General features: G+C 46.4%; 18 protein-coding genes. 8 read left to right on the top strand and 10 right to left on the bottom strand.

Annotated elements, in window-relative coordinates; genetic code table 11:
- Window positions 1–575 precede the first annotated feature (575 nt).
- Window positions 576–1,562, bottom strand: coding sequence for a class II fructose-bisphosphatase (gene glpX / locus HLM86_RS16235; protein ID WP_170883288.1), 987 nt, complete (start codon window positions 1,560–1,562; stop codon window positions 576–578).
- A 298-nt stretch (window positions 1,563–1,860) separates the two neighbouring features.
- On the opposite strand from glpX, the gene zapB reads away from it, so the two are divergent.
- On the top strand, window positions 1,861–2,103 hold the full coding sequence (gene zapB, locus HLM86_RS16230) for a cell division protein ZapB (protein WP_076588976.1): 243 nt from the start codon (window positions 1,861–1,863) through the stop codon (window positions 2,101–2,103).
- Between the two features lie 64 nt (window positions 2,104–2,167).
- Here the strand turns inward: zapB and metF are convergent, their stop codons facing one another.
- The 3 genes from metF to HLM86_RS16215 form a co-directional block, all read right to left on the bottom strand.
- The gene (gene metF / locus HLM86_RS16225; protein ID WP_076588975.1) at window positions 2,168–3,058 is read right to left on the bottom strand and encodes a methylenetetrahydrofolate reductase; all 891 of its coding nucleotides are present in this window, start codon (window positions 3,056–3,058) and stop codon (window positions 2,168–2,170) included.
- A 221-nt stretch (window positions 3,059–3,279) separates the two neighbouring features.
- Window positions 3,280–5,691: a bifunctional aspartate kinase/homoserine dehydrogenase II gene (locus HLM86_RS16220; RefSeq protein ID WP_170883290.1), complete on the bottom strand. Its 2,412-nt coding sequence runs from the start codon at window positions 5,689–5,691 to the stop codon at window positions 3,280–3,282.
- Entirely contained in the window at window positions 5,688–6,857 is a 1,170-nt protein-coding gene (locus HLM86_RS16215) for an O-succinylhomoserine (thiol)-lyase (RefSeq protein ID WP_170883292.1), read from the bottom strand. Before HLM86_RS16215 ends, HLM86_RS16220 begins: the two co-directional genes overlap by 4 nt.
- Window positions 6,858–7,077: 220 nt before the next feature.
- On the opposite strand from HLM86_RS16215, the gene metJ reads away from it, so the two are divergent.
- Complete coding sequence (metJ, locus tag HLM86_RS16210; RefSeq protein WP_076588972.1) at window positions 7,078–7,395, top strand: met regulon transcriptional regulator MetJ; 318 nt, start codon at window positions 7,078–7,080, stop codon at window positions 7,393–7,395.
- An 85-nt stretch (window positions 7,396–7,480) separates the two neighbouring features.
- On the opposite strand, the gene HLM86_RS16205 is transcribed toward metJ, so the two are convergent.
- Both HLM86_RS16205 and rpmE read right to left on the bottom strand, forming a co-directional pair.
- Entirely contained in the window at window positions 7,481–8,758 is a 1,278-nt protein-coding gene (locus HLM86_RS16205) for a malic enzyme-like NAD(P)-binding protein (RefSeq protein ID WP_076588971.1), read from the bottom strand.
- Window positions 8,759–8,981: 223 nt separating this feature from the next.
- Window positions 8,982–9,200, bottom strand: a complete 219-nt coding sequence (gene rpmE, locus HLM86_RS16200; protein ID WP_076588970.1) for a 50S ribosomal protein L31 — start codon at window positions 9,198–9,200, stop codon at window positions 8,982–8,984.
- Between the two features lie 291 nt (window positions 9,201–9,491).
- On the opposite strand from rpmE, the gene priA reads away from it, so the two are divergent.
- The 6 genes from priA to HLM86_RS16170 all read left to right on the top strand — a co-directional run bounded on the left by priA (window position 9,492) and on the right by HLM86_RS16170 (window position 16,608).
- Window positions 9,492–11,693: a primosomal protein N' gene (gene priA / locus HLM86_RS16195; protein ID WP_170883294.1), complete on the top strand. Its 2,202-nt coding sequence runs from the start codon at window positions 9,492–9,494 to the stop codon at window positions 11,691–11,693.
- A gap of 244 nt (window positions 11,694–11,937) precedes the next feature.
- Window positions 11,938–12,945 carry a DNA-binding transcriptional regulator CytR gene (gene cytR / locus HLM86_RS16190; protein WP_076588968.1) on the top strand — a complete coding sequence of 336 codons (1,008 nt, stop codon included), beginning with the start codon at window positions 11,938–11,940 and terminating at the stop codon, window positions 12,943–12,945.
- Window positions 12,946–13,061: 116 nt separating this feature from the next.
- On the top strand, window positions 13,062–13,604 hold the full coding sequence (locus HLM86_RS16185; RefSeq protein WP_170883296.1) for an SPOR domain-containing protein: 543 nt from the start codon (window positions 13,062–13,064) through the stop codon (window positions 13,602–13,604).
- A 233-nt stretch (window positions 13,605–13,837) separates the two neighbouring features.
- The gene (gene hslV / locus HLM86_RS16180) at window positions 13,838–14,380 is read left to right on the top strand and encodes an ATP-dependent protease subunit HslV (RefSeq protein ID WP_076588966.1); all 543 of its coding nucleotides are present in this window, start codon (window positions 13,838–13,840) and stop codon (window positions 14,378–14,380) included.
- Window positions 14,381–14,417: 37 nt separating this feature from the next.
- Complete coding sequence (gene hslU, locus HLM86_RS16175; RefSeq protein ID WP_076588965.1) at window positions 14,418–15,749, top strand: ATP-dependent protease ATPase subunit HslU; 1,332 nt, start codon at window positions 14,418–14,420, stop codon at window positions 15,747–15,749.
- A 175-nt stretch (window positions 15,750–15,924) separates the two neighbouring features.
- Window positions 15,925–16,608 (top strand): nitroreductase family protein, encoded by a 684-nt coding sequence (locus HLM86_RS16170; protein WP_170883297.1) that lies wholly within the window; start codon window positions 15,925–15,927, stop codon window positions 16,606–16,608.
- Between the two features lie 53 nt (window positions 16,609–16,661).
- Here HLM86_RS16170 and frdD read toward each other — a convergent pair whose 3' ends face one another.
- From frdD to frdA, 4 genes are read right to left on the bottom strand one after another with little or no spacing between them, the layout of a single operon-like run.
- A complete protein-coding gene (gene frdD, locus HLM86_RS16165; RefSeq protein ID WP_076588963.1) occupies window positions 16,662–17,036 on the bottom strand; it encodes a fumarate reductase subunit FrdD in 375 nt (124 codons plus the stop codon).
- Window positions 17,037–17,046: 10 nt separating this feature from the next.
- Window positions 17,047–17,430 (bottom strand): fumarate reductase subunit FrdC, encoded by a 384-nt coding sequence (gene frdC / locus HLM86_RS16160; protein WP_170883299.1) that lies wholly within the window; start codon window positions 17,428–17,430, stop codon window positions 17,047–17,049.
- A complete protein-coding gene (locus HLM86_RS16155) occupies window positions 17,427–18,191 on the bottom strand; it encodes a succinate dehydrogenase/fumarate reductase iron-sulfur subunit (protein ID WP_076588961.1) in 765 nt (254 codons plus the stop codon). The genes frdC and HLM86_RS16155 overlap by 4 nt, the downstream gene beginning before the upstream one ends.
- The gene (gene frdA / locus HLM86_RS16150) at window positions 18,191–19,993 is read right to left on the bottom strand and encodes a fumarate reductase (quinol) flavoprotein subunit (protein ID WP_170883301.1); all 1,803 of its coding nucleotides are present in this window, start codon (window positions 19,991–19,993) and stop codon (window positions 18,191–18,193) included. The genes HLM86_RS16155 and frdA overlap by 1 nt, the downstream gene beginning before the upstream one ends.
- Window positions 19,994–20,154 lie beyond the last annotated feature (161 nt).

Below are 20,154 nucleotides of genomic sequence, written 5' to 3'. Positions count from 1 at the left end.
GTCAGTATTTACTTCCCACCCTCGCAAACTTAGTAGTCGAAATCCGTTGGTCGGATCGCACAATCCGATCAACGGCATTCCTTTACGGGAGTGTTCGCCTGATCGCATCTGTGCGATTAGCTTAAAATTGGCGCATTCGCTGCCGTTCAAAAGTCATATCTAGGAAAGCCATATTGTGCTAATGGCAAAAAGCGGCGGTTCGCCTGCCGATCAAACGCCAATCCGAAATATTGCTGTTAAGCATGATCAACGTGATTCATTACTGTAGCGTCCTTCGGGCGTAAGCTATTGTAATTATTGTTTCAGCATTCGAGCTTGCTCTTATGCAGCGAGCCCTGCTATACGACTGGCAGTAGCCTAGGGGTAGTGCATGGCTGGTAACGGTCTTGTGCGAAGCTCCCTGACAATGTACCTCTACGAAAGTAGCTCTAAATCCGTGAGGATGAAGAGGGATCCATAAACAATGTATGGGTTGAGGGCTAGGTTAAGCCAGTAATGGTTCTTCACTATTGCGGCATTCACTGAGTACTTATCTTCATCATGGAGACTTTCATGTCGACTATTGAACCATGGATTTATGAGCCGTTATGATCAAGAGAGTGTGTCGATTGCATGCGGCGAATTGTTCGGCACTTGCCGGTGATCAGCAATGTCTCTGTTGTGGCGGTATTATTGTTGCGAGTAATTCCGTCAAGCAGGTCGCCTTTTGTGATCCCTGTTGCGGAAAATATCACATTGTTACTGCGGGCCATTGATTTTAAAGGAAGGACAACGTTGGCTTCGACCCCCATTTCATGGCAACGTTTCAATTCTTCAGCGCCGTAAAGACGATTTTCGTCAGTGTCCCCTTTGACTTGATGGCGCGGAAGTAAACGCCCTTGCATGTCGCCGTCCAAGGCTCGTATTACCGCGGCCGAAATGACCCCTTCTGGGGCGCCACCAATACAATACATGACATCGACGTCACTATCGGGTATGCAAGTGAGAATCGAGGCTGCGACATCCCCATCTGGAACGGAAAATACGCGAACACCCCAGGCTTGCATATCAGCAATGATCGCTTCATGGCGTGGTTTGGCCAGCGTTATAACGGTTAATTTATTCAGTGGTTTATTGAGCGCTTGTGCAATACTGTCCAAGTTTTCTTTAAGAGGCTTATTCAGATCGATACAGCCTTTTGCTTCGGGGCCAACAACGAGCTTTTCCATATACATATCAGGTGCTTTGAGAAAGCTGCCTTTTTCGCCAGCGGCAAGAACGGCCAGCGCATTCGATTGCCCCATAGCGGTCATTCGGGTCCCTTCAATAGGGTCTACGGCAATATCGACGTGTTCACCGCCTAATCCCACACGTTCACCAATATAGAGCATGGGCGCATCGTCAATCTCGCCTTCCCCAATCACAATCTCACCTTGAATATTGGTGTCATTAAGCAAGTTCCGCATGGCAGTGACTGCTGCGCCATCAGCGGCGTTTTTATCGCCGCGTCCTAACCATTGATGGCCGGCTAAAGCAGCCCCTTCTGTGACACAAGCGAATGCCATTGCTAAATCACGTTTCATGATGACTCCGTAGGAAATAATAGGTAAGAGTAAAGTAAATGGGATTTTATCATACTCCACGAGTTTGATGATGGGTTTGTCTGATGGGTGACAAGTGGCTCAACAAAGCAGCAAACATTCACAATTTATCTGCGATGGCTGTACTTTAGTTAGCGTATTGTCAATGTGTGTCGTTTTTTTAATCGAATAGTGCAAAATATCGAATATAGGGCGTGTTTATCATTCTCTGCCTGAGTAGAATGAGGGCATAAGGTGGAGAAGCCCTTCACGATCAGCGAATAATACAAGGTAGGCGAAAATGTCTTTTGAAGTACTGGAAAAATTAGAAGCAAAAATCCAAACCGCAGTGGATACGATTGCACTTCTCCAAATGGAAGTCGAAGAACTTAAAGAAGAGAAAGACAAGCTGGCTGTAGAGGCTGGTGAATTGCGAACTAGTCGTGAGGCTCTTGAGCAGCAAACTGAGCAGATGCAGCAGGAGCATACTGTTTGGCAAGAACGTATTCGCAATCTTCTAGGTAAGATGGATGAAGTCGAGTAAATGTGACACCCTCTGATTATAAAAGGGTTGGTCATTTGCCAACCCTTTATAGTCATTGGTGGTTCTAATTTCTTGGGCGCACACCTAAGGTATGGCAAAGTGCGTACGTCATTTCTGCACGATTGAGAGTATAGAAGTGAAAATCTTTAACGCCTTCGCGGCTCAAGACTCTGATCATATCGATGGCTTGACTTGCGCCCACAAGCTGTCGTGTTGTTGGGTCATCTTCTAACCCTTCAAACTGCTTAGACATCCAGCTGGGCACTCTCACATTATTTTGCAAAGCGAAGCGAGAGGCTTGTTTAAAGTTGGAGACTGGTAAGATGCCCGGCACGATTTCCACATCAATGCCTGCGGCTACGCAGCGGTCACGAAAACGAAGGTAGCTCTCGACATCAAAGAAAAATTGAGTAATGGCTCGATTAGCACCGGCCTCAACTTTGCGTTTTAAGTTGATTAGATCGGCTTGTGCACTCTTCGCTTCAGGGTGAACTTCCGGAAAGGCCGCGACTGATATATCAAAATCATGACGCTCTTTAAGAAGAGTCACCAAATCGGAAGCGTACATTTCTGGTTTTCCCCCACCAGCTGGAATGTCCCCACGAAGTGCCACAATACTTTGAATCCCACTTTGCCAATAATCATCAGCGATAGTAATCAGTTCTTCTCGTGAGGCATCAATACAAGTTAGGTGAGGTGCCGCGATTAAGTCGGTTTCATCTTTGATGGCTTTTATAATGGAATGGGTTCGGTCTCGCTCGCCAGAATTAGCGCCATAGGTAACGGAAACAAATTTAGGTTGAAGTTCTTTTAGTCGATGAACGGAGCTCCAAAGAGTTTCTTCCATTTTTTGACTACTTGGTGGAAAAAATTCAAATGACACATTGATGTTGTCAGAGATGTCAGCAATGTTTTGATTTAAAGCGTCTATGTGACTTGCGTGTGTGTATCCCATCTTACTCTCTCCATGCAGCCACAATGACCACGAAAACTCAAATTCCAATCGACGTTTAGACGTCTATATGTCTACAGAATGTAGTGAATACGCTTGAAAGTCAACGCTACAATTATGAATTATATTCAAGTTAAAGATTAGATGTTTTCAAGTGAGGTTGAATATAAAATGAAAGTGGTAAGCGCAGCCCTAAACTGCGCTGATAAGGTGAGCGTAAAAGGCTAAAGGGAAGCGGTCAGTAAGTTGAGATCAGACTGAATTGCGCCCGCTGTGACTTCTCGCCCAGCACCAGGCCCTCTAATGACCAATGGGTTATCTTTGTACCACTTACTTTCAATGGCGAAGATATTGTCGCAGGGAAGTAGGTTCGCCAGTGCATGTTCTTTGCTTAGGGCTTCAACGCCAACCGTCGCTGTGCCATTTTTCTCCAATCTGGCCACGTAGCGAAGGACTTTATCCTCTTGCTGCGCTTTTTCCAACCTCTCTGCAAGTAATTCGCTAAGTAATGTGCTTTGGTCTAGGAAATCATCCAGTGACATATTGGATAGCTCGGCCGGCACTAGGCTTTCGACTTTCACCGCTTCGGGCTCTAGATTAAGACCGGCTTCACGAGCCAAAATGACCAGTTTTCGCATCACATCAGATCCGTCAAGATCACTGCGGGGATCGGGCTCGGTCAGTCCTTGCTGCCAGGCTAATTCAATCAGCTCTGAAAATGGCACCTGACCATCGTATTGTTGGAACAACCATGAGAGTGTTCCCGAAAAAATGCCCGACAGCGCCTGAATGTCATCACCACTTTCTCGCAGGTCTTTGACGGTGTGATTGATGGGTAGGCCCGCGCCAACGGTCGCATTGTAGAGCCAATGACGGTTTATTTTAGAAAAGGCACCCTGAATCTGATGATAGTAGAGACTGGAAGACGATCCTGCGACCTTATTTGCGGAGATAAGATGCATGCCTTGCTCTGCAATCTCTAGGTACCGCAGGGCGAGTTGTTTGCTTGCCGTGACATCGATCACCACTGCATCATCATACCCTTTCATTGCGCCCAGAGTTTTTACCCACTCATCACTTTGATATTCAGTGGCTTCATCATCGTAGCGTGCATCGACCGTGCTGGCATCAATACCTTGGGGATCAAACCAGAACGTTTGACTAGTGACTACCGCGACCAGTTCAAAACTCATCCCTCGGCGTTTTTCCAGTTCCGATTTTTGTTTGGCAAACAGCTCAAGCCAACTGGATCCAATATTGCCTTTGCCACAAAGAGCGATCGCAACACGCTTCTGGGCCTGAAATAGTTGGTTGTGTACTGAATTGACTAAAGCGTCAATGTCAGTATTGCGTAGGACGGCAACTAAGCTCAAACCAGACTGTGATTCTGAAATGAATTCCACCGGAGATAGCTTGAGTTGTTGGTAGAAACCATAGCAATGGTTGGGGTTTTTTGTGACGCCCGCACCAACTGCCGCTATCACAGAGTATCCTTCCTTAAGTTTTATTTCCGCATCAATGGCGGAATCTTGCAGGTACTCAAGCGCACCGCCCACAATTTCTGCTGTGTAGGCGAGGCGCAGACAGTGTTGATCGCCTAATGACTCGTAAGTGAGTGGCTCCAATTGAGCGCGTTTTAAGCTGGCTAATGTCTCTTTCTCCAGACGATGAAAGTCGTGGCCCGATGAGAAGTTAAGTTGGATAAGTAAGATGTCTTTGAGCGAGGTGATAATTTTCGCTCCTCTACCTGATGCGAGAACGCGTTCAATATGAGTTGAACCGCCTTCTGGTTCAAAGCTGCACCGTAAATGAAGGTCCATGGTGCTTTGTGAGACAGGTTGAAGAGTACGGCTATGTAAAACAGGGGCGGCAAGGCGCGCCAGTTCATTGGCTTCATCGAGGCGGAGTAGAGGCAGCAGACATGCGTCTGAAACCAACCTCGGATCAGCGCTATAAACGCCCGCTACATCACTCCATATTGTGACTCTATCAACTTCAGCAAGTGCACCAATGACGGTTGCTGAGTAGTCTGAACCGTTGCGTCCAAGCAGTACAGTTAGACCAAGGTCATCTTGTGCCATAAAGCCGGTTATCACCAAGCGATGGTGAGCATGTTGGGCTAAAACTTGTTTGACTAAAGGGTAAGACGATCCTCTATCTATCTCCGGTTGGGTTCCGTTTTGTGTGCGAAGAAAAGCACGAGAGTCTTGGGCGACCGATTTTAATTGAGATTGATTGAGTAATGCGGCTAGTAGGCGTGAAGACCAGACTTCCCCATGGCCGAGTACGGCTGACCGTTGTGCAGCGTCGATTGGTGTTGTGAGGGTACCAAGCGTACTGAACTCATCGTTTAAGGTGGCTAAAAGTTGTTGTTGCACTTCGCCAGTCAGTAACTCTTCAATTAATTGTATTTGGAATTGGCGCAATGACTGAAGTTCTTCATGGGCTAAACGGCCATCTTTATTGAGCAGATCAAGAAATGCAATCAAACGGTTGGTCGTTTTCCCTGCTGCAGAGACAACGATTAAGTCCTCTTCTGATGAGTACTCTTTGAGGATATTGGTTACGCGACGGTAGCATTCAGCATTGGCCAAGCTGCTTCCGCCAAACTTGTGAAGCTGACGTTGAACACTCATACAAACGCTTTCTCCGTGTTTTGAAAAGCTTGTTCCAGATCTGAAATTAAGTCTTCCACATCCTCCAATCCGACAGATAGGCGAAGAAGTTTTTGGGAAACCCCAGCGTCAGCCAGAGCGCTTTCGCCCATCGCTCTATGTGTCATGGACGCTGGGTGGCAGATGAGACTCTCTACGCCTCCCAAGGATTCCGCTAGGGAAAACAGTTCCAGTTGATTCACGAAATATTCCAATGTCTCTGCGCTGCCAGCGAACTCGAAACTCAGCATAGCACCAAAACCAGACTGCTGTTTCTTGGCGATGTTATGCCCCGGATGTTGCGGTAGACTAGGATGATATATCTTTTCTACCAATGATTGGGCTTGAAGAAAAGTGAGTATTTGCTTGGCGCTTTCTTCGTGGATTTTCATCCTTGCTCCCAACGTTCGAATACCACGCAAAGTCATGTAGTTATCAAAAGGCGTCCCTGTCGCGCCTATACAGTTTCCCCACCAAGCGAGATCGTCGGCGTGCTGCTGGGTTTTGGAGATAACAACACCACCGATAACATCAGAGTGCCCATTGAGGTATTTGGTGGTCGAATGAACAACAAAATCGGCGCCGAGCTCGAGTGGTTGCTGGAATACGGGTGTCAAAAAAGTATTGTCGACAGCGACAAGCGCACCTACCTGATGAGCTCTCTTGCAAAGGTCAGCGATGTCGACCACTCGGACAAGCGGGTTTGACGGTGTCTCCAACAACATTAACTTTGGCTTTTGAGCCAAAGCTTGTGTTAAGGCATCATCATCAGATTGGTCGATAAATAATACTCGAAAGTCACCTTTCTGAGCTCGGGTGTTAAATAATCGAAAGGTACCACCGTAGCAATCATGCGGAGCAACGATGAGGTCATCGGGCCCCAAAAATGCCGAAACCCAAAGATTTAACGCGGATGTGCCGCAATTGGTTACCACCGCGCCTTGGCCCTTCTCAAGCCCATACAGCGTTTTTTCTAGTAAACCACGGTTAGGGTTACCTGAACGGGTATAGTCATATTGCGGTACTTCACCAAAGGCAGGAAAACTATAGTTAGTCGAGAGATAGATAGGGGGTACAACGGCATGGTGTTGAGTGTCTGACTCGATACCAGTACGTACCGCGATTGTCGCTGACTTGCGGGCGCTCATAAATGTTTCCTTTCGAACTGTGGTGAGTTGGTCGAAATAACACTAAACCATGTTGGTCTGCATTGGATAGCGATTATCCCAACCCCAGATAGCTTCACTTTACTTCTCATTTTTTAAGACGTCAATACTTCTGGATGTCTATATGTCTTTGCTTGTGGCCATAAATGCCGCTAAAATTACGTTTCCGAACTTTAAACACAATAAATGATAAAGGTGCGCAATGGCAGATTGGAACGGCGAATACATTAGCCCGTACGCTGAGCATGGGAAGAAGAGTGAGCAAGTAAAGAAGATTACCGTTTCTATTCCACTGAAAGTATTAAAGGTTTTGACGGATGAGCGTACCCGTCGTCAGATCAATAACCTGCGCCACGCAACGAATAGCGAATTGCTTTGTGAAGCATTTTTGCATGCTTATACTGGGCAGCCTTTACCAACGGATGAAGATTTACGTAAAGATCGTCCAGACGATATTCCGACGGAAGTCAAAAAGCTGATGACTGAGATGGGTATTGAGTTTGAGGCGTATGATGAATAGGGTTCCCCCGCAGGTGAACCGATTTTTCTTTAAAAGCATAAAAAGCCGCTGACGATGTCAGCGGCTTTTTATTAAAGGTTGGGCGTTAAGCGTCCATATAGTTGTCCGGCATGTCAATCCGTGCCACGCCTGAATCGACGGCGGCCTGCGCAACCGCTTTTGCAACTCGTGGGAGTAAACGAGAATCCATCGGTTTTGGAATAATGTAATCGGGCCCAAATGTTAGCTTATCGACGCCAGCGGCTTTCAGGACATCGGCGGGGACGTCTTCTTTAGCCAAACCTCGAATGGCATCAACGGCGGCGAGTTTCATTTCATCATTGATTTCGCTAGCACGTACATCCAGAGCTCCCCGGAAAATGAACGGGAAACATAATACATTGTTGACTTGGTTCGGATAATCGCTGCGACCTGTGCCCATGATGAGGTCACTGCGAACTTCATGAGCAAGCTCCGGCTTAATTTCTGGGTCAGGGTTTGAGCACGCAAATACGACTGGCTTATCCGCCATGAGCTTCAGGGACTCTGGGGCGAGCAAGTTTGGACCAGAGACACCGAGGAACAGATCTGCACCCTCAATGACATCTTCCAAAGTGCGCTTGTCGGTATTATTGGCAAAAAGCTGCTTATATTCGTTCAGATCGTCGCGACGAGTATGAATCACGCCCTTACGGTCGAGCATATAGATTTTCTCTCTCATGGCACCGCACTTAATCAGCAATTCCATACAGGCGACCGCGGCCGCTCCAGCTCCAAGACAAACAATAGTGGCTTCTTCGAGTTTCTTTCCTTGGAGCTCGATTGCATTGAGCATACCTGCGGCCGTAACAATGGCTGTGCCATGCTGGTCATCATGAAATACTGGAACGTCACAACGCTCAATAAGCTGTTTTTCAATTTCAAAGCAGTCCGGTGCTTTAATATCTTCTAAGTTGATACCGCCGAATGTGTCCGCAATATTGGCAACCGTATCAACAAATTCTTCAATTGTGCGATGTTTTACTTCAATATCAATCGAATCTAGGCCTGCAAAACGTTTAAAGAGAAGAGATTTTCCTTCCATAACAGGTTTAGAAGCGAGAGGGCCTAGATTACCTAAGCCAAGAATCGCCGTACCGTTCGATATGACGGCAACCATATTGCCCTTTGCGGTATACTTGTAGGCGTTATCCGCATTTTGAGCGATTTCACGAACAGGCTCTGCAACACCTGGGCTGTAAGCTAATGCGAGATCTTTTGCTGTTTCTGCGGGAGTGGTTAGGGCAACAGCAATTTTACCAGGGGTAGGGTATGCATGGTAATCAAGTGCTTGTTGACGGAATTGCTCTTCACGGGAAAGCTCTTGGCGATTGTCATCGGACATAGGTGTAGGTACTCGTTAATAATAATTAGAACAGGGGGCAACCATTCTAGTGTAACTCAGCCATGCTGCCTAGGTCAGAATACGAGCAAAAACGATAAAATGTGTCAATAGGTATGAGATAAGACCAGCTTGGAAGGGCATGGATATCTTAATTGGTGGTGACGAAAATCGGCCAATAAAAAAGGACGCGTTAGCGTCCTTTTTCACAGCTTCTAGAAAGTCATTACTTCTTAGAAGATAGTGCACCAAAACGCTTGTTGAAGCGATCAACACGGCCACCTGTATCAACGATACGTTGCTTACCTGTGTAGAACGGGTGGCATTTGTCACATACGTCTAGGTGGATAGACTCTTTAGTCAACGTTGAGTTGAATTCAAATGAGTTGCCGCAAGAACAAGTTGCATTAACGGCTTTGTATTCTGGGTGGATACCAGCTTTCATGGGAGAACCTCTAAAATAGGCCGTGTCGCTATCCGATGCTATGCCGAACACCACACGTAAGTTAATAAAATGTTACCTTGTGATACCGCTGTTCAAAAACAAGCCATACCACTGAGGCGCGATATAGTAATGAATACCCACCCTGTGATCAACTCATTTACAGAAAAAGTTGCTACTTTTTTAGCCTTGAAATTTTATGGAAGAGTTTTATCGACCGTTAGGCTTCTCTTTCGCACCCCTTCATTTTCCCTTAGACTGGTGAGGTTCTTTTTTCTTTTATCTTAAGCCTATATGCGACCAACGATTGCCCGAGTAGCGTTACCCGTCCCTTTAGACAAACAATTTGATTATCGGATCCCGGATAACGTGTTTCCTATTATTGGAGGGCGTGTGTCTGTGCCGTTTGGTCAGCAAACATTAATTGGTGTCGTGACGGCTTTGGTGAATGACTCAGAATTCAGCTTGGAGAAACTGAAATCAATCAAACAGGTATTGGATTCTAAGCCTTTATGGCCAGCCCCGCTGTACGCACTTTTGCAGTGGTGTAGTCAATATTACCATCACCCTTTTGGGGAGACGCTGATTAATGCGATGCCGGGTCCATTGCGAAAAGGAAAAAGGGCGGACTTTTCGACTCTGCTTGAATGGCAGTTGACCTTTTTAGGGCGCGATCAACTGATGAGAAACTTTGGCCGAGCGGTCAAGCAAGCCAAAGTAATGCAGATGCTTGAACAGGGAGCTTTATCGCACCAACGCTTTGTTGATGAGGGTATCTCCGTGTCCGTTCTCAAGGCCTTGTCCGAAAAAGGTTGGGTGGAATCTGTTGAAAGGAAACCGGATATTTGCGATTGGTCTCAGGATGTGGAAGCCGAAGTCGACAAACCCAAACTTAACTCAGAACAAGCGATTGCTATCGCAACGGTGAACAGCCATTCAGGGTTTGGTTGCTATCTACTTGAAGGCGTAACAGGCTCGGGTAAAACCGAAGTCTACTTGAATCTGATAAAGCCTGTACTTGAGCAAGGTAAACAAGCGTTGGTATTAGTACCAGAGATAGGCCTAACGCCGCAAACCATTAACCGTTTTAGAAAACGCTTTAATGTCCCTGTTGAAGTTATCCACTCAGGGTTAAATGATACAGAAAGACTAAATGCTTGGCTGAGTGCACGAGATAATGCCGCTGGGATTGTAATAGGAACACGTTCAGCCCTCCTTACACCGTTTTCTCACCTTGGTATTATCATCGTTGATGAAGAGCATGATGTTTCGTATAAACAGCAAGATAGCTTGCGCTACCATGCTCGTGATGTTGCGGTGATGAGAGCGAATAAAGAGAACATCGCGATCGTGCTGGGATCGGCCACGCCGGCATTGGAAACCTTGCATAACGCATTGACAGGAAAATACCACCATTTACTGCTGTCATTGCGAGCGGGCAATGCGGTCCCTACCACCAATAAGGTTTTGGATGTCAAAGGGAAGTATCTGGAAAGTGGGTTATCAGCCGCATTGATCGCTGAGATGCGCCAGCACCTAACGGCAGGCAATCAGGTGATGCTTTTTCTCAATCGACGCGGTTATTCCCCAGCCTTGATGTGTCATGATTGCGGCTGGATAGCAGAATGTGAACGTTGTGACGCCTATTATACCTATCATCAACAGAGCAACGAAATTCGTTGCCATCATTGTGGTTCTCAGCAACCGACCATTAATCAGTGCAGAGGCTGCGGATCTTCTCAGTTAGTCACTGTGGGCGTTGGCACCGAACAACTCGAAACCCAGCTATCGGCTCTTTTTCCTGAGTACAATACGATTCGTCTTGATCGTGACAGTACTCGCCGCAAAGGGAGTTTGGAGTCGGCATTAGGGGCGATTCGAAGTGGTCAGTATCAAATATTGATTGGAACACAAATGCTGGCGAAAGGGCATCATTTTCCAGATGTCACCTTGGTTGCGCTCCTAGATGTTGATAGCTCATTGTACAGCAGTGATTTCAGAGCTGCAGAACGCTTAGCTCAACTATTTATACAAGTGGCTGGTCGTGCTGGGCGGGCGAGTAAACCTGGTGATGTCATTTTACAGACTCATCATCCAGAACATGCCTTGGTACAGACGCTGCTTCAGAAAGGTTATCGCTATTTTGCTGAGGCCGCGTTGCAAGAGCGAAAATCCTCGATGTTACCACCCTATACGTATTTGACCTTGTTTCGTGCTGAAGCAAATCAATCTCAAAATGTCGAAGAGTTCCTGCGTCAGGTTCGCCATACCCTAGCGGTCCATCCTTTGTTTGAGGGTTATTGTCAGGTGCTGGGGCCCACTCCAGCACCGCTACCCAAAAGAGCGGGTAAACATCGTTGGCAGTTAATGCTGCAAGCTCAATCTCGCTCTGTAATGCAACAGTTGCTCGCCAGCGCTAAACCCGCTATTCAGATTTTACCCAGTGCTAAGAAAGTGCGCTGGTCTTTAGATATCGAGCCTCAGGACTTAAGCTAAATTACACCTTTTTCATTTAATTGTGATTCATATCTCTTTGATAGACTGATTTTTGTTAATCTCACCGTAACTTTATGTTTCGAAATGAATAAAATAATAGCTAGTTAAAGAGTCAAATTGAATGATATTGAGTAAGTTAACGATTGCTTTCGTCAATAAATATTAGAATGAGCGGCAACTCATCTGGTTAGGTTTTAGTGGCATTAACGCTACTATGTTTAGGAATCAAGAGGGTAATTAAACTATGGCGACAATGAAGGATGTTGCTCAACTGGCAGGTGTATCAACGGCGACGGTCTCACGTGCGTTGATGAACCCCGAAAAAGTGTCTTCAGCCACAAGGAAGCGGGTTGAAGATGCGGTATTAGAAGCGGGATATTCTCCTAATTCTCTCGCGCGTAACTTACGTCGAAACGAGTCGAAAACCATCATAGCAATCATCCCGGATATTTGTGATCCTTATTACACAGAGATTATCCGAGGTATTGAAGATGCCGCGATGGAGCATGGCTATATCGTATTGTTGGGTGACAGTGGGCAACAGAAAAAACGAGAGAGCTCTTTTGTCAATTTGGTTTTCACCAAACAGGCAGATGGTATGCTGTTACTTGGGACTGATCTCCCTTTTGACGTGAGTAAACCAGAGCAAAAGAACCTACCACCTATGGTGATGGCTTGTGAGTTTGCACCAGAGCTAGAGTTACCTACGGTTCACATTGATAATCTCACTTCGGCGTTTGAGGCGGTCAATTACTTGACAGGATTAGGTCATAAAAGAATTGCACAAATTTCGGGACCAAGCTCTGCGGCTCTATGCCAGTTTCGTCAGCAGGGTTACCAGCAAGCACTTCGCCGAGCGGGGATCACCATGAATCCCAATTATTCTGTTTGTGGTAATTTCTCTTTTGAAGATGGGGCGAAAGCAGTGCAACAACTGCTGTCTCTGCCTGAGCCTCCAACGGCCATTTTCTGCCACAACGATACGATGGCGATCGGTGCCATTCAAGCGACGAAAAAGCTTGGTTTGCGTGTCCCTAATGATTTGTCAGTGGTCGGTTTTGATGACATCCAGTTTGCTCAGTACTGTGATCCACCATTGACAACAATTTCCCAACCTCGTTATGAAATTGGCCGTCAGGCCATGTTGATGATGTTGGATTTGTTGCGGGGGCATGATGTTAGAGCTGGTTCGCGTTTGCTGGAAACCAAGTTTATTTGCAGAGCGAGTGCAGCACCACCAAGAACGCTCTAATTTCCCCGTTAATGGGAGGCGATGATTTTTTGATGTGTCGCTTCCACTTATGCTCTGTAAACGAAAGCCATTCTGCATTACCATAGCGGCAAGACAATAAACGTTGATGTACGACAGTGGCCAATAGAGATTATGTAAAACGCGGGCGTGGCAACAGTGCCCGAAAAACCTCACGTAAAAAGTCAGCTCCGAGAAAAAAACCATGGCGCAGTGCTTTACTGGCGGTGTTCATGGTTGGCGTATTTGGTTACGGACTTTATCATTTAAGCAATGATCCGCAACCTGCGCAGCCGCCTGTCCAACAAACACAGTCCAAACCTAAAATTAAAAAACAAATCCCTCCACCACCAGAAGAGAAGTGGGATTATGTCGATACGCTGCCCAATCGTGAAATCGAAGTGACCGCCAAGGAGCAAGTGGTCTCAGAGATACCCTACGTGATGCAATGCGGTGCGTATAAAAGCGATGCTCAGGCGCAAGCACGTAAATTGGATATCGCGTTTCAAGGTCTCAATAGTAAGGTTCGTAAAAAAGAAGGCAGCAGTTGGTATCGTGTTGTCTTGGGGCCTTATAAATTTAAACGTGACGCTGAACGTGATAAGCACAAGTTGCAGCGAGCTAAGATAGAACCCTGTGCTATCTGGAAGGAAACTCAGTGAAGGTGTTAAACAGCGGACTGATACTGTTCGCTTTTTTTTCCGTGTTTGTGACGTCAGTTTCTTCTGGCGGGAAACGTTGAGTCGATTCCACATGGGCGGCCTTTTAATCGGTGAACTAAGAGGTTTATTCTTCGTATTTGTTTGTACCTCTTCGATGCCCTTGAATTTTTCTCAAATGAACCTCATATACTTTTTAACTAAAAAATTAAAGTGCTAATAATGAGGCCTGATTCGTGACTACAATCGTATCCGTTCGTAGAAATAATAAAGTCGTTATCGCAGGTGATGGGCAAGTCTCTCTGGGTAACACCGTGATGAAGGGCAATGCAAAGAAAGTACGCCGTTTATACAATAATAAAGTGTTAGCAGGATTTGCTGGAGGGACAGCAGATGCCTTCACTCTATTTGAACGTTTCGAAAGTAAGCTGCAAATGCATCAAGGGCATTTGACCAAAGCCGCGGTTGAGTTAGCCAAAGACTGGCGTAGTGATCGAGCTCTACGTAAGCTTGAAGCTTTGCTTGCGGTTGCTGATGAGACGGCCTCACTTATCATCACGGGCAACGGTGATGTTGTTCAGCCAGAAAATGATCTGATTGCTATTGGTTCGGGTGGGAATTTTGCTCAAGCATCCGCTACGGCATTGTTGGAGAATACTGAATTGGATGCGCGAGAAATCGCAGAGAAATCGTTAAAAATTGCTGGTGATATTTGTGTCTTTACGAATCACCACCACACTATCGAAGAACTAGAAATTTCAGTGGATAACGCGGAATAAAACCAGATAGTGGTAACCGACCTTAAGGAAATTGATTATGTCTGAAATGACGCCTCGCGAAATCGTACATGAACTTAACCGCCATATTATTGGTCAGGAAAACGCCAAGCGTTCAGTTGCTATTGCGCTGCGCAACCGCTGGCGTCGAATGCAGCTTGAAGAAAGCTTGCGAGTTGAAGTTACGCCTAAGAATATTTTGATGATAGGCCCGACGGGGGTAGGTAAAACGGAAATTGCTCGCCGTCTGGCAAAGCTTGCCAATGCCCCTTTCATTAAAGTTGAAGCCACAAAGTTCACCGAGGTGGGTTATGTTGGTAAGGAAGTTGAAACCATTATTCGTGATTTGACCGATGTGGCGTTGAAGTTGACTCATCAACAGGCGATGGAAAAAGTACAGTTTCGTGCTCAGGAGCAAGCAGAAGAGCGGGTTCTAGACGCATTGTTGCCACCAGCCCGCGACGCTTGGGGACAGAACGAACAGCAAGAGGACAACTCAAGTACTCGCCAAGTTTTTCGTAAGAAACTGCGTGAAGGCCAGCTAGACGACAAAGAAATTGAAGTCGACGTGGCTGCGCCACAAATGGGGGTAGAAATCATGGCTCCCCCTGGCATGGAAGAAATGACCAATCAGCTTCAAGGCATGTTTCAGAATCTAGCGGGCGACACTAAGAAAAAGCGCACATTGAAAATTAAGGATGCGTTGAAGGCTTTAACTGAAGAAGAGGCAGGAAAACTCGTCAATCAGGAAGAGCTGAAAGAACAAGCAATCTATAATGTTGAAAACAATGGGATTGTGTTTATTGATGAGATCGATAAAATCTGCAAGCGCGGGGAAAGTTCTGGTCCTGATGTTTCACGTGAAGGCGTACAGCGTGATTTGCTGCCTTTGATCGAAGGCAGTACGGTTTCGACAAAGCATGGCATGGTGAAAACGGATCATATTTTGTTCGTCGCATCCGGAGCCTTTCAGGTGGCGAAACCGTCTGATTTAATCCCTGAATTGCAAGGTCGTCTGCCTATCCGGGTTGAATTGGAAGCACTATCAAGCAATGACTTCAAACGTATTCTGACTGAGCCCAAAGCCTCTTTGACCGAACAATACATCGCTTTACTTAAAACAGAAGATGTCGATGTTGAGTTTACCGAAGATGGAATTACTCAAATTGCTGAGGCGGCTTGGACCGTCAACGAAACAACAGAGAATATCGGCGCTCGCCGTTTGCATACCGTGATGGAACGTTTAATGGACGAAATCTCGTTTGATGCGACAGATAAAGCGGGCGCTAAGCTGACCATTGATGCGGATTATGTCACGACACGTCTTGGTGAGTTTATTGAAGATGAAGACCTGAGTCGTTTTATTCTTTAATACCACCATCAATGCGTTACAGTCACAATCAATAGAATGATACCGGCCTTGATGGTCGGTTTTTTTATGAAAATTTGTTTTCCCTCTCAATATGAAGTTTAGTGTTTAAAGTACCCAGTTTCCGTCCATGATCTCGTCTATATTGGTGGAAGGATGCCATAAGTAGGGTAGCAATATGTCGGAGAGTGAAAATCAGGTTCTGTTAAGCGACTTTATCGAGTATTCACATAAAGAGATGGCCGCACGTTCGGTACAAAACTATCTACAGCTCAAGAGGCGACATTCTATCCGAGACTTTTCAAATCGAGATGTCCCTAAAGAAGTGATTGAGAACTGCATACGTGCGGCTGGCACAGCGCCAAGTGGCGCGAATCATCAGCCATGGCATTTTGTCGCGATTAAAAACCCCGATCTGAAAGGCAATGTCCGTCAAGCGGCAGAAGAACTTGAACAATCATTTTATCAGGGGCGGGCAGGACAAGAGTGGCTTGATGCACTCCGGCCACTTGGCACCAGCGCGAGTAAACCTTATCTAGACAACGCACCTTGGTTAATTGCCGTCTTTTCACAAAAACGCGGTGGGATGCAAAATGATGGTGAGCAAACCAACTATTACGTGCATGAGTCGGTAGGTATCGCAACGGGTTTCTTAATTCAAGCGTTACACCACGCAGGGTTGGGTACGCTGACTCATACTCCAAAACCCATGAGTTTCCTCAGTGCGATCTGTGGTCGAGATAATGCGGTCGATCGGCCATATATGTTGATTGTGACGGGGTACCCCAGCCAAGAAGCGATCATTCCAAGCCATGCGACTTACAAAAAGTCACTGGATGAAATTGCCACTTTTTTGGAGTAACAATGACGTGGTGCTGAGCTGAGCATCCGATGGTTTGCGCGTAAGGCAATGAGCTAAATGATTAGAACACAGACAAGTGAGAGCGCAGAGATAATACCTGCAAACATGTAGCAAGCGACTTTCCCTGCAAGACCAGAGTGATACCTCAAGTCATGCATACCATGATGCAACCTGTGCATCGCATGCCACATTGGAAGGGAAATAGTCGCAATGATAAACATTGCCCCGATAAAGCTTTGGGCAAATTCGGTCACTCGCATGTAGCTGAGCGCTTGGGCATCAAATATACCAAGTGGGACAAGCACACCTAACACTAAAATGGTCACGGGTGTCACTATTGCAAACCAAGTTCCACCGATGGCGAAAAGCCCCCACCAGATTGGCTCATCAGAACGTTTGGGAGTTTTGTTTATCGAATAGGAAGTCATAGAGTGCTCCTTAAATAACTAATAGCACGATGAGTGACACCAAGGTGACCATGGACCATTGGGCCAAGACGACAATGCTCTTTGTGACCAATTTCCCTCTTAAACGAATTGGCATAACCTGAGGCATCATGCTGAAAAAAGTGTGGGCATGCAGCAGGCTGGCAAAGAGAGCGATCATATTCATGGTGATGACAATGGGGTGGGTCATAAAGGTCAGCCAGCCTTGCCAAGTGTTCGACCCTAATAAAAAGGCGATCAATCCATATGTCAGAAAGAGGGTGAACGTAATCAAAGGGAGGATCGTCGCTTCACGTAACATGTAAAAGCGGTAAGCGGGGCGTTTCAACCACCAAGTGCGTTTGACTGGCCTCATGTAAGGCTTACGATGGCTCATTCTAATGTCTCCTGGTTTTTAGGTCGGTCATCAGGCTTGAACATTGCGATAACAAAGTCTAATGAAGAGTGCACTTTGCCTTGATTAACGGCGGCTGCTGGGTCCACATTTTTGGGGCATACGTCAGAGCAGTAGCCGACAAACGTACAACCCCAAGCGCCATGTTCACCGTTGATAAGGGGCATGCGTTCTGCTTTGCCGTTATCTCGGCTGTCTAAATTATAGCGGTGGGCGAGCGTCAATGCGGCGGGGCCAATAAATTCGGGGTTTAATCCAAATTGAGGGCAAGCGGCATAGCAAAGACCGCAGTTAATACAGTTCGCAAACTGCTTGTATTTCTTCATTTGCTCAGGAGTTTGTCTGTTGACGCCGCTTTCTGGTGTACGTTCATTGCCAATAATATAAGGTTTAATCGCCTCTAAACGTTCGATGAAAGGCGTCATGTCAACGATCAGATCTTTTTCAATAGGAAAGTTCGCCAGTGGCTCGACCTTGATACTATTGGGGTAATCACGCAGGAACGTTTTGCAGGCTAGTTTTGGTTGGTCATTGACCATCACACCGCACGAACCACATATCGCCATACGACAAGACCAACGATACGAGAGCTTATTGTCTAGGTTGTCTTTGATGTAGCCGAGCGCATCGAGTACAGATGTGGTGTCGTCGTAGGGGACGCTAAAGGGTTGTCTATGTGGATGTGCGTCTTTTTCAGGATCATACCTAAGAATGTCGATGTGTTTAACACGGTTGGTTGGCATTATGCTTGTCCCTCAACGCATTGGTTTAACGTTTGTTGTGCTTGCTCTTCAGCTTGACCATATAGACGGACGTTGGGAGGGGACTTAGTGATCTTGACACGACTATATTCAATCGATGGGGCAGCATCCATTTTAAAGAAAGCGAGCGAGTGTTTGAGAAAATTGACATCGTCACGTTCAGTGCAGTGGTCATCGAGTCGTTGATGTGCTCCACGGGACTCTCTTCGAAGGATAGCGCAGTTGACCATAGCTTCAGCTATATCAAGAGAGTAGCTGACTTCAAGTGTGCACAGAAGGTCGGTATTGAATACTTTTCCTTTGTCTTTGATGTTGATTTCTTTGACGCGTTTTTTGAGGTCAGTGAGCTTATTTATGGTGGCTTTCATCAAATCCTCCTGACGATATATGCCGCATCCTGCTTCCATTGTGTGGCCCATTTCAGTGCGGATTTCAGCCCAGCTTTCGTCTCCTTCTTGTTCCATTAACGCCTTGATACGCGCTTCAACGACGTGGGCTTGTTCTGCAACGGATGGTTCGTCCCAACCGTTAAATTCGATTGCACGCTTGACGGCTTGTTCACCAGCAAGGCGACCAAATACCATGAATTCAGCTAATGAGTTCGATCCTAAACGGTTGGCGCCGTGCAATCCAATTGATGCACATTCTCCTACGGCAAAAAGTCCTCGAATACGGGTTTCACATTTGCTGTTGGTTTCTATGCCACCCATGGTGTAATGAACCGTTGGACGGATTGGGATGGGTTCTTTAGCGGGGTCGACGTTGACGTAGGCTTTGGCGAGTTCACAAATGAAAGGAAGGCGCTCTAACAGATATTCTTCCCCCAGATGGCGAAGATCGAGATGGACTACATCACCTAAAGGGTGTTTGATGGTGTTACCTTTTTGCCTCTCATGCCAGAATGCCTGTGAAACTTTATCACGAGGGCCAAGTTCCATATGTTTGTTTTTAGGCTGTCCAACGGGGGTTTCGGGGCCTAAACCATAGTCTTGTAGGTAGCGATAGCCGTTCTTATTCACCATAGTGCCACCTTCACCACGGCAACCCTCTGTCATGAGGATGCCTGTGCCGGGTAGGCCTGTTGGATGGTACTGAACGAACTCCATATCTCGGAGGGGAACACCATGGCGATAAGCCAGCGCCATCCCATCACCTGTCACAATACCACCATTGGTATTACAGTGATAAACACGACCCGCCCCACCTGTTGCAAGCACAACCGATTTGGCTTTGATTGTGACGAGTTCACCTTCTGACATTTGAATGGCTATCAGGCCTTGGATCTGATTGTTTTCGACTAGAAGGTCTACAACAAAGCACTCATCGAAGCGCGTAATATTGGTGTACTTTAATGACGTTTGGAATAGGGTGTGAAGCATATGAAAGCCAGTCTTATCAGCAGCGAACCAAGTTCGTTCGACTTTCATACCACCAAAGCGTCGTACATTGATATCCCCATTGTCTTTGCGACTCCAAGGACAACCCCATTGCTCCATTTGGATCATTTCTTTAGTGGAATGTTCAACAAAGTATTCAACGACGTCTTGTTCACATAGCCAGTCACCTCCTGCAACAGTATCGTTGAAATGGTTGTCTAAACTGTCCTCTTCTTTGATCACTGCGGCAGACCCGCCTTCTGCTGCCACTGTGTGAGATCGCATTGGGTACACTTTGGATATGAGTAAAATATCTAGTTCAGGGTTGACTTCGGCTGCGGAAATGGCAGTGCGAAGACCAGCGCCACCAGCGCCGATGACTGCGATATCTGTGGTAATGGTTTTCACAGTTATTCTCCAGTGTGATTATGGTTTTACGTCATTACTAATGCCGAGATTATATCCCTGCAATTTCTAATGATTAGTGTATGGGAGGGGCTATGTTCAAACATTGATTTATTTGGGGTTTTGCGTCGTTATTTCTGCCAAGAGAGAACGAAAATCGGGTT

The organism is Vibrio ostreicida (genome assembly GCF_013074385.2).
GTDB lineage: Bacteria > Pseudomonadota > Gammaproteobacteria > Enterobacterales > Vibrionaceae > Vibrio > Vibrio ostreicida.
This window is presented reverse-complemented; position numbering and strand designations above follow the sequence as displayed.

What these genes read in the sequence shown, in the direction of transcription:
- rpmE (WP_076588970.1), bottom strand. Translation starts at nt 9,200, where the DNA reads ATGAAAGCTGGTATCCACCCAGAATACAAAGCCGTTAATGCAACTTGT.
- frdD (WP_076588963.1), bottom strand. Translation starts at nt 17,036, where the DNA reads ATGACTTCCTATTCGATAAACAAAACTCCCAAACGTTCTGATGAGCCA.
- HLM86_RS16220 (WP_170883290.1), bottom strand. Translation starts at nt 5,691, where the DNA reads ATGAGTGTTCAACGTCAGCTTCACAAGTTTGGCGGAAGCAGCTTGGCC.
- cytR (WP_076588968.1), top strand. Translation starts at nt 11,938, where the DNA reads ATGGCGACAATGAAGGATGTTGCTCAACTGGCAGGTGTATCAACGGCG.
- HLM86_RS16170 (WP_170883297.1), top strand. Translation starts at nt 15,925, where the DNA reads ATGTCGGAGAGTGAAAATCAGGTTCTGTTAAGCGACTTTATCGAGTAT.
- frdC (WP_170883299.1), bottom strand. Translation starts at nt 17,430, where the DNA reads ATGAGCCATCGTAAGCCTTACATGAGGCCAGTCAAACGCACTTGGTGG.
- metJ (WP_076588972.1), top strand. Translation starts at nt 7,078, where the DNA reads ATGGCAGATTGGAACGGCGAATACATTAGCCCGTACGCTGAGCATGGG.
- hslU (WP_076588965.1), top strand. Translation starts at nt 14,418, where the DNA reads ATGTCTGAAATGACGCCTCGCGAAATCGTACATGAACTTAACCGCCAT.
- priA (WP_170883294.1), top strand. Translation starts at nt 9,492, where the DNA reads ATGCGACCAACGATTGCCCGAGTAGCGTTACCCGTCCCTTTAGACAAA.
- HLM86_RS16205 (WP_076588971.1), bottom strand. Translation starts at nt 8,758, where the DNA reads ATGTCCGATGACAATCGCCAAGAGCTTTCCCGTGAAGAGCAATTCCGT.
- HLM86_RS16215 (WP_170883292.1), bottom strand. Translation starts at nt 6,857, where the DNA reads ATGAGCGCCCGCAAGTCAGCGACAATCGCGGTACGTACTGGTATCGAG.
- HLM86_RS16155 (WP_076588961.1), bottom strand. Translation starts at nt 18,191, where the DNA reads ATGCCAACCAACCGTGTTAAACACATCGACATTCTTAGGTATGATCCT.
- glpX (WP_170883288.1), bottom strand. Translation starts at nt 1,562, where the DNA reads ATGAAACGTGATTTAGCAATGGCATTCGCTTGTGTCACAGAAGGGGCT.
- zapB (WP_076588976.1), top strand. Translation starts at nt 1,861, where the DNA reads ATGTCTTTTGAAGTACTGGAAAAATTAGAAGCAAAAATCCAAACCGCA.
- metF (WP_076588975.1), bottom strand. Translation starts at nt 3,058, where the DNA reads ATGGGATACACACACGCAAGTCACATAGACGCTTTAAATCAAAACATT.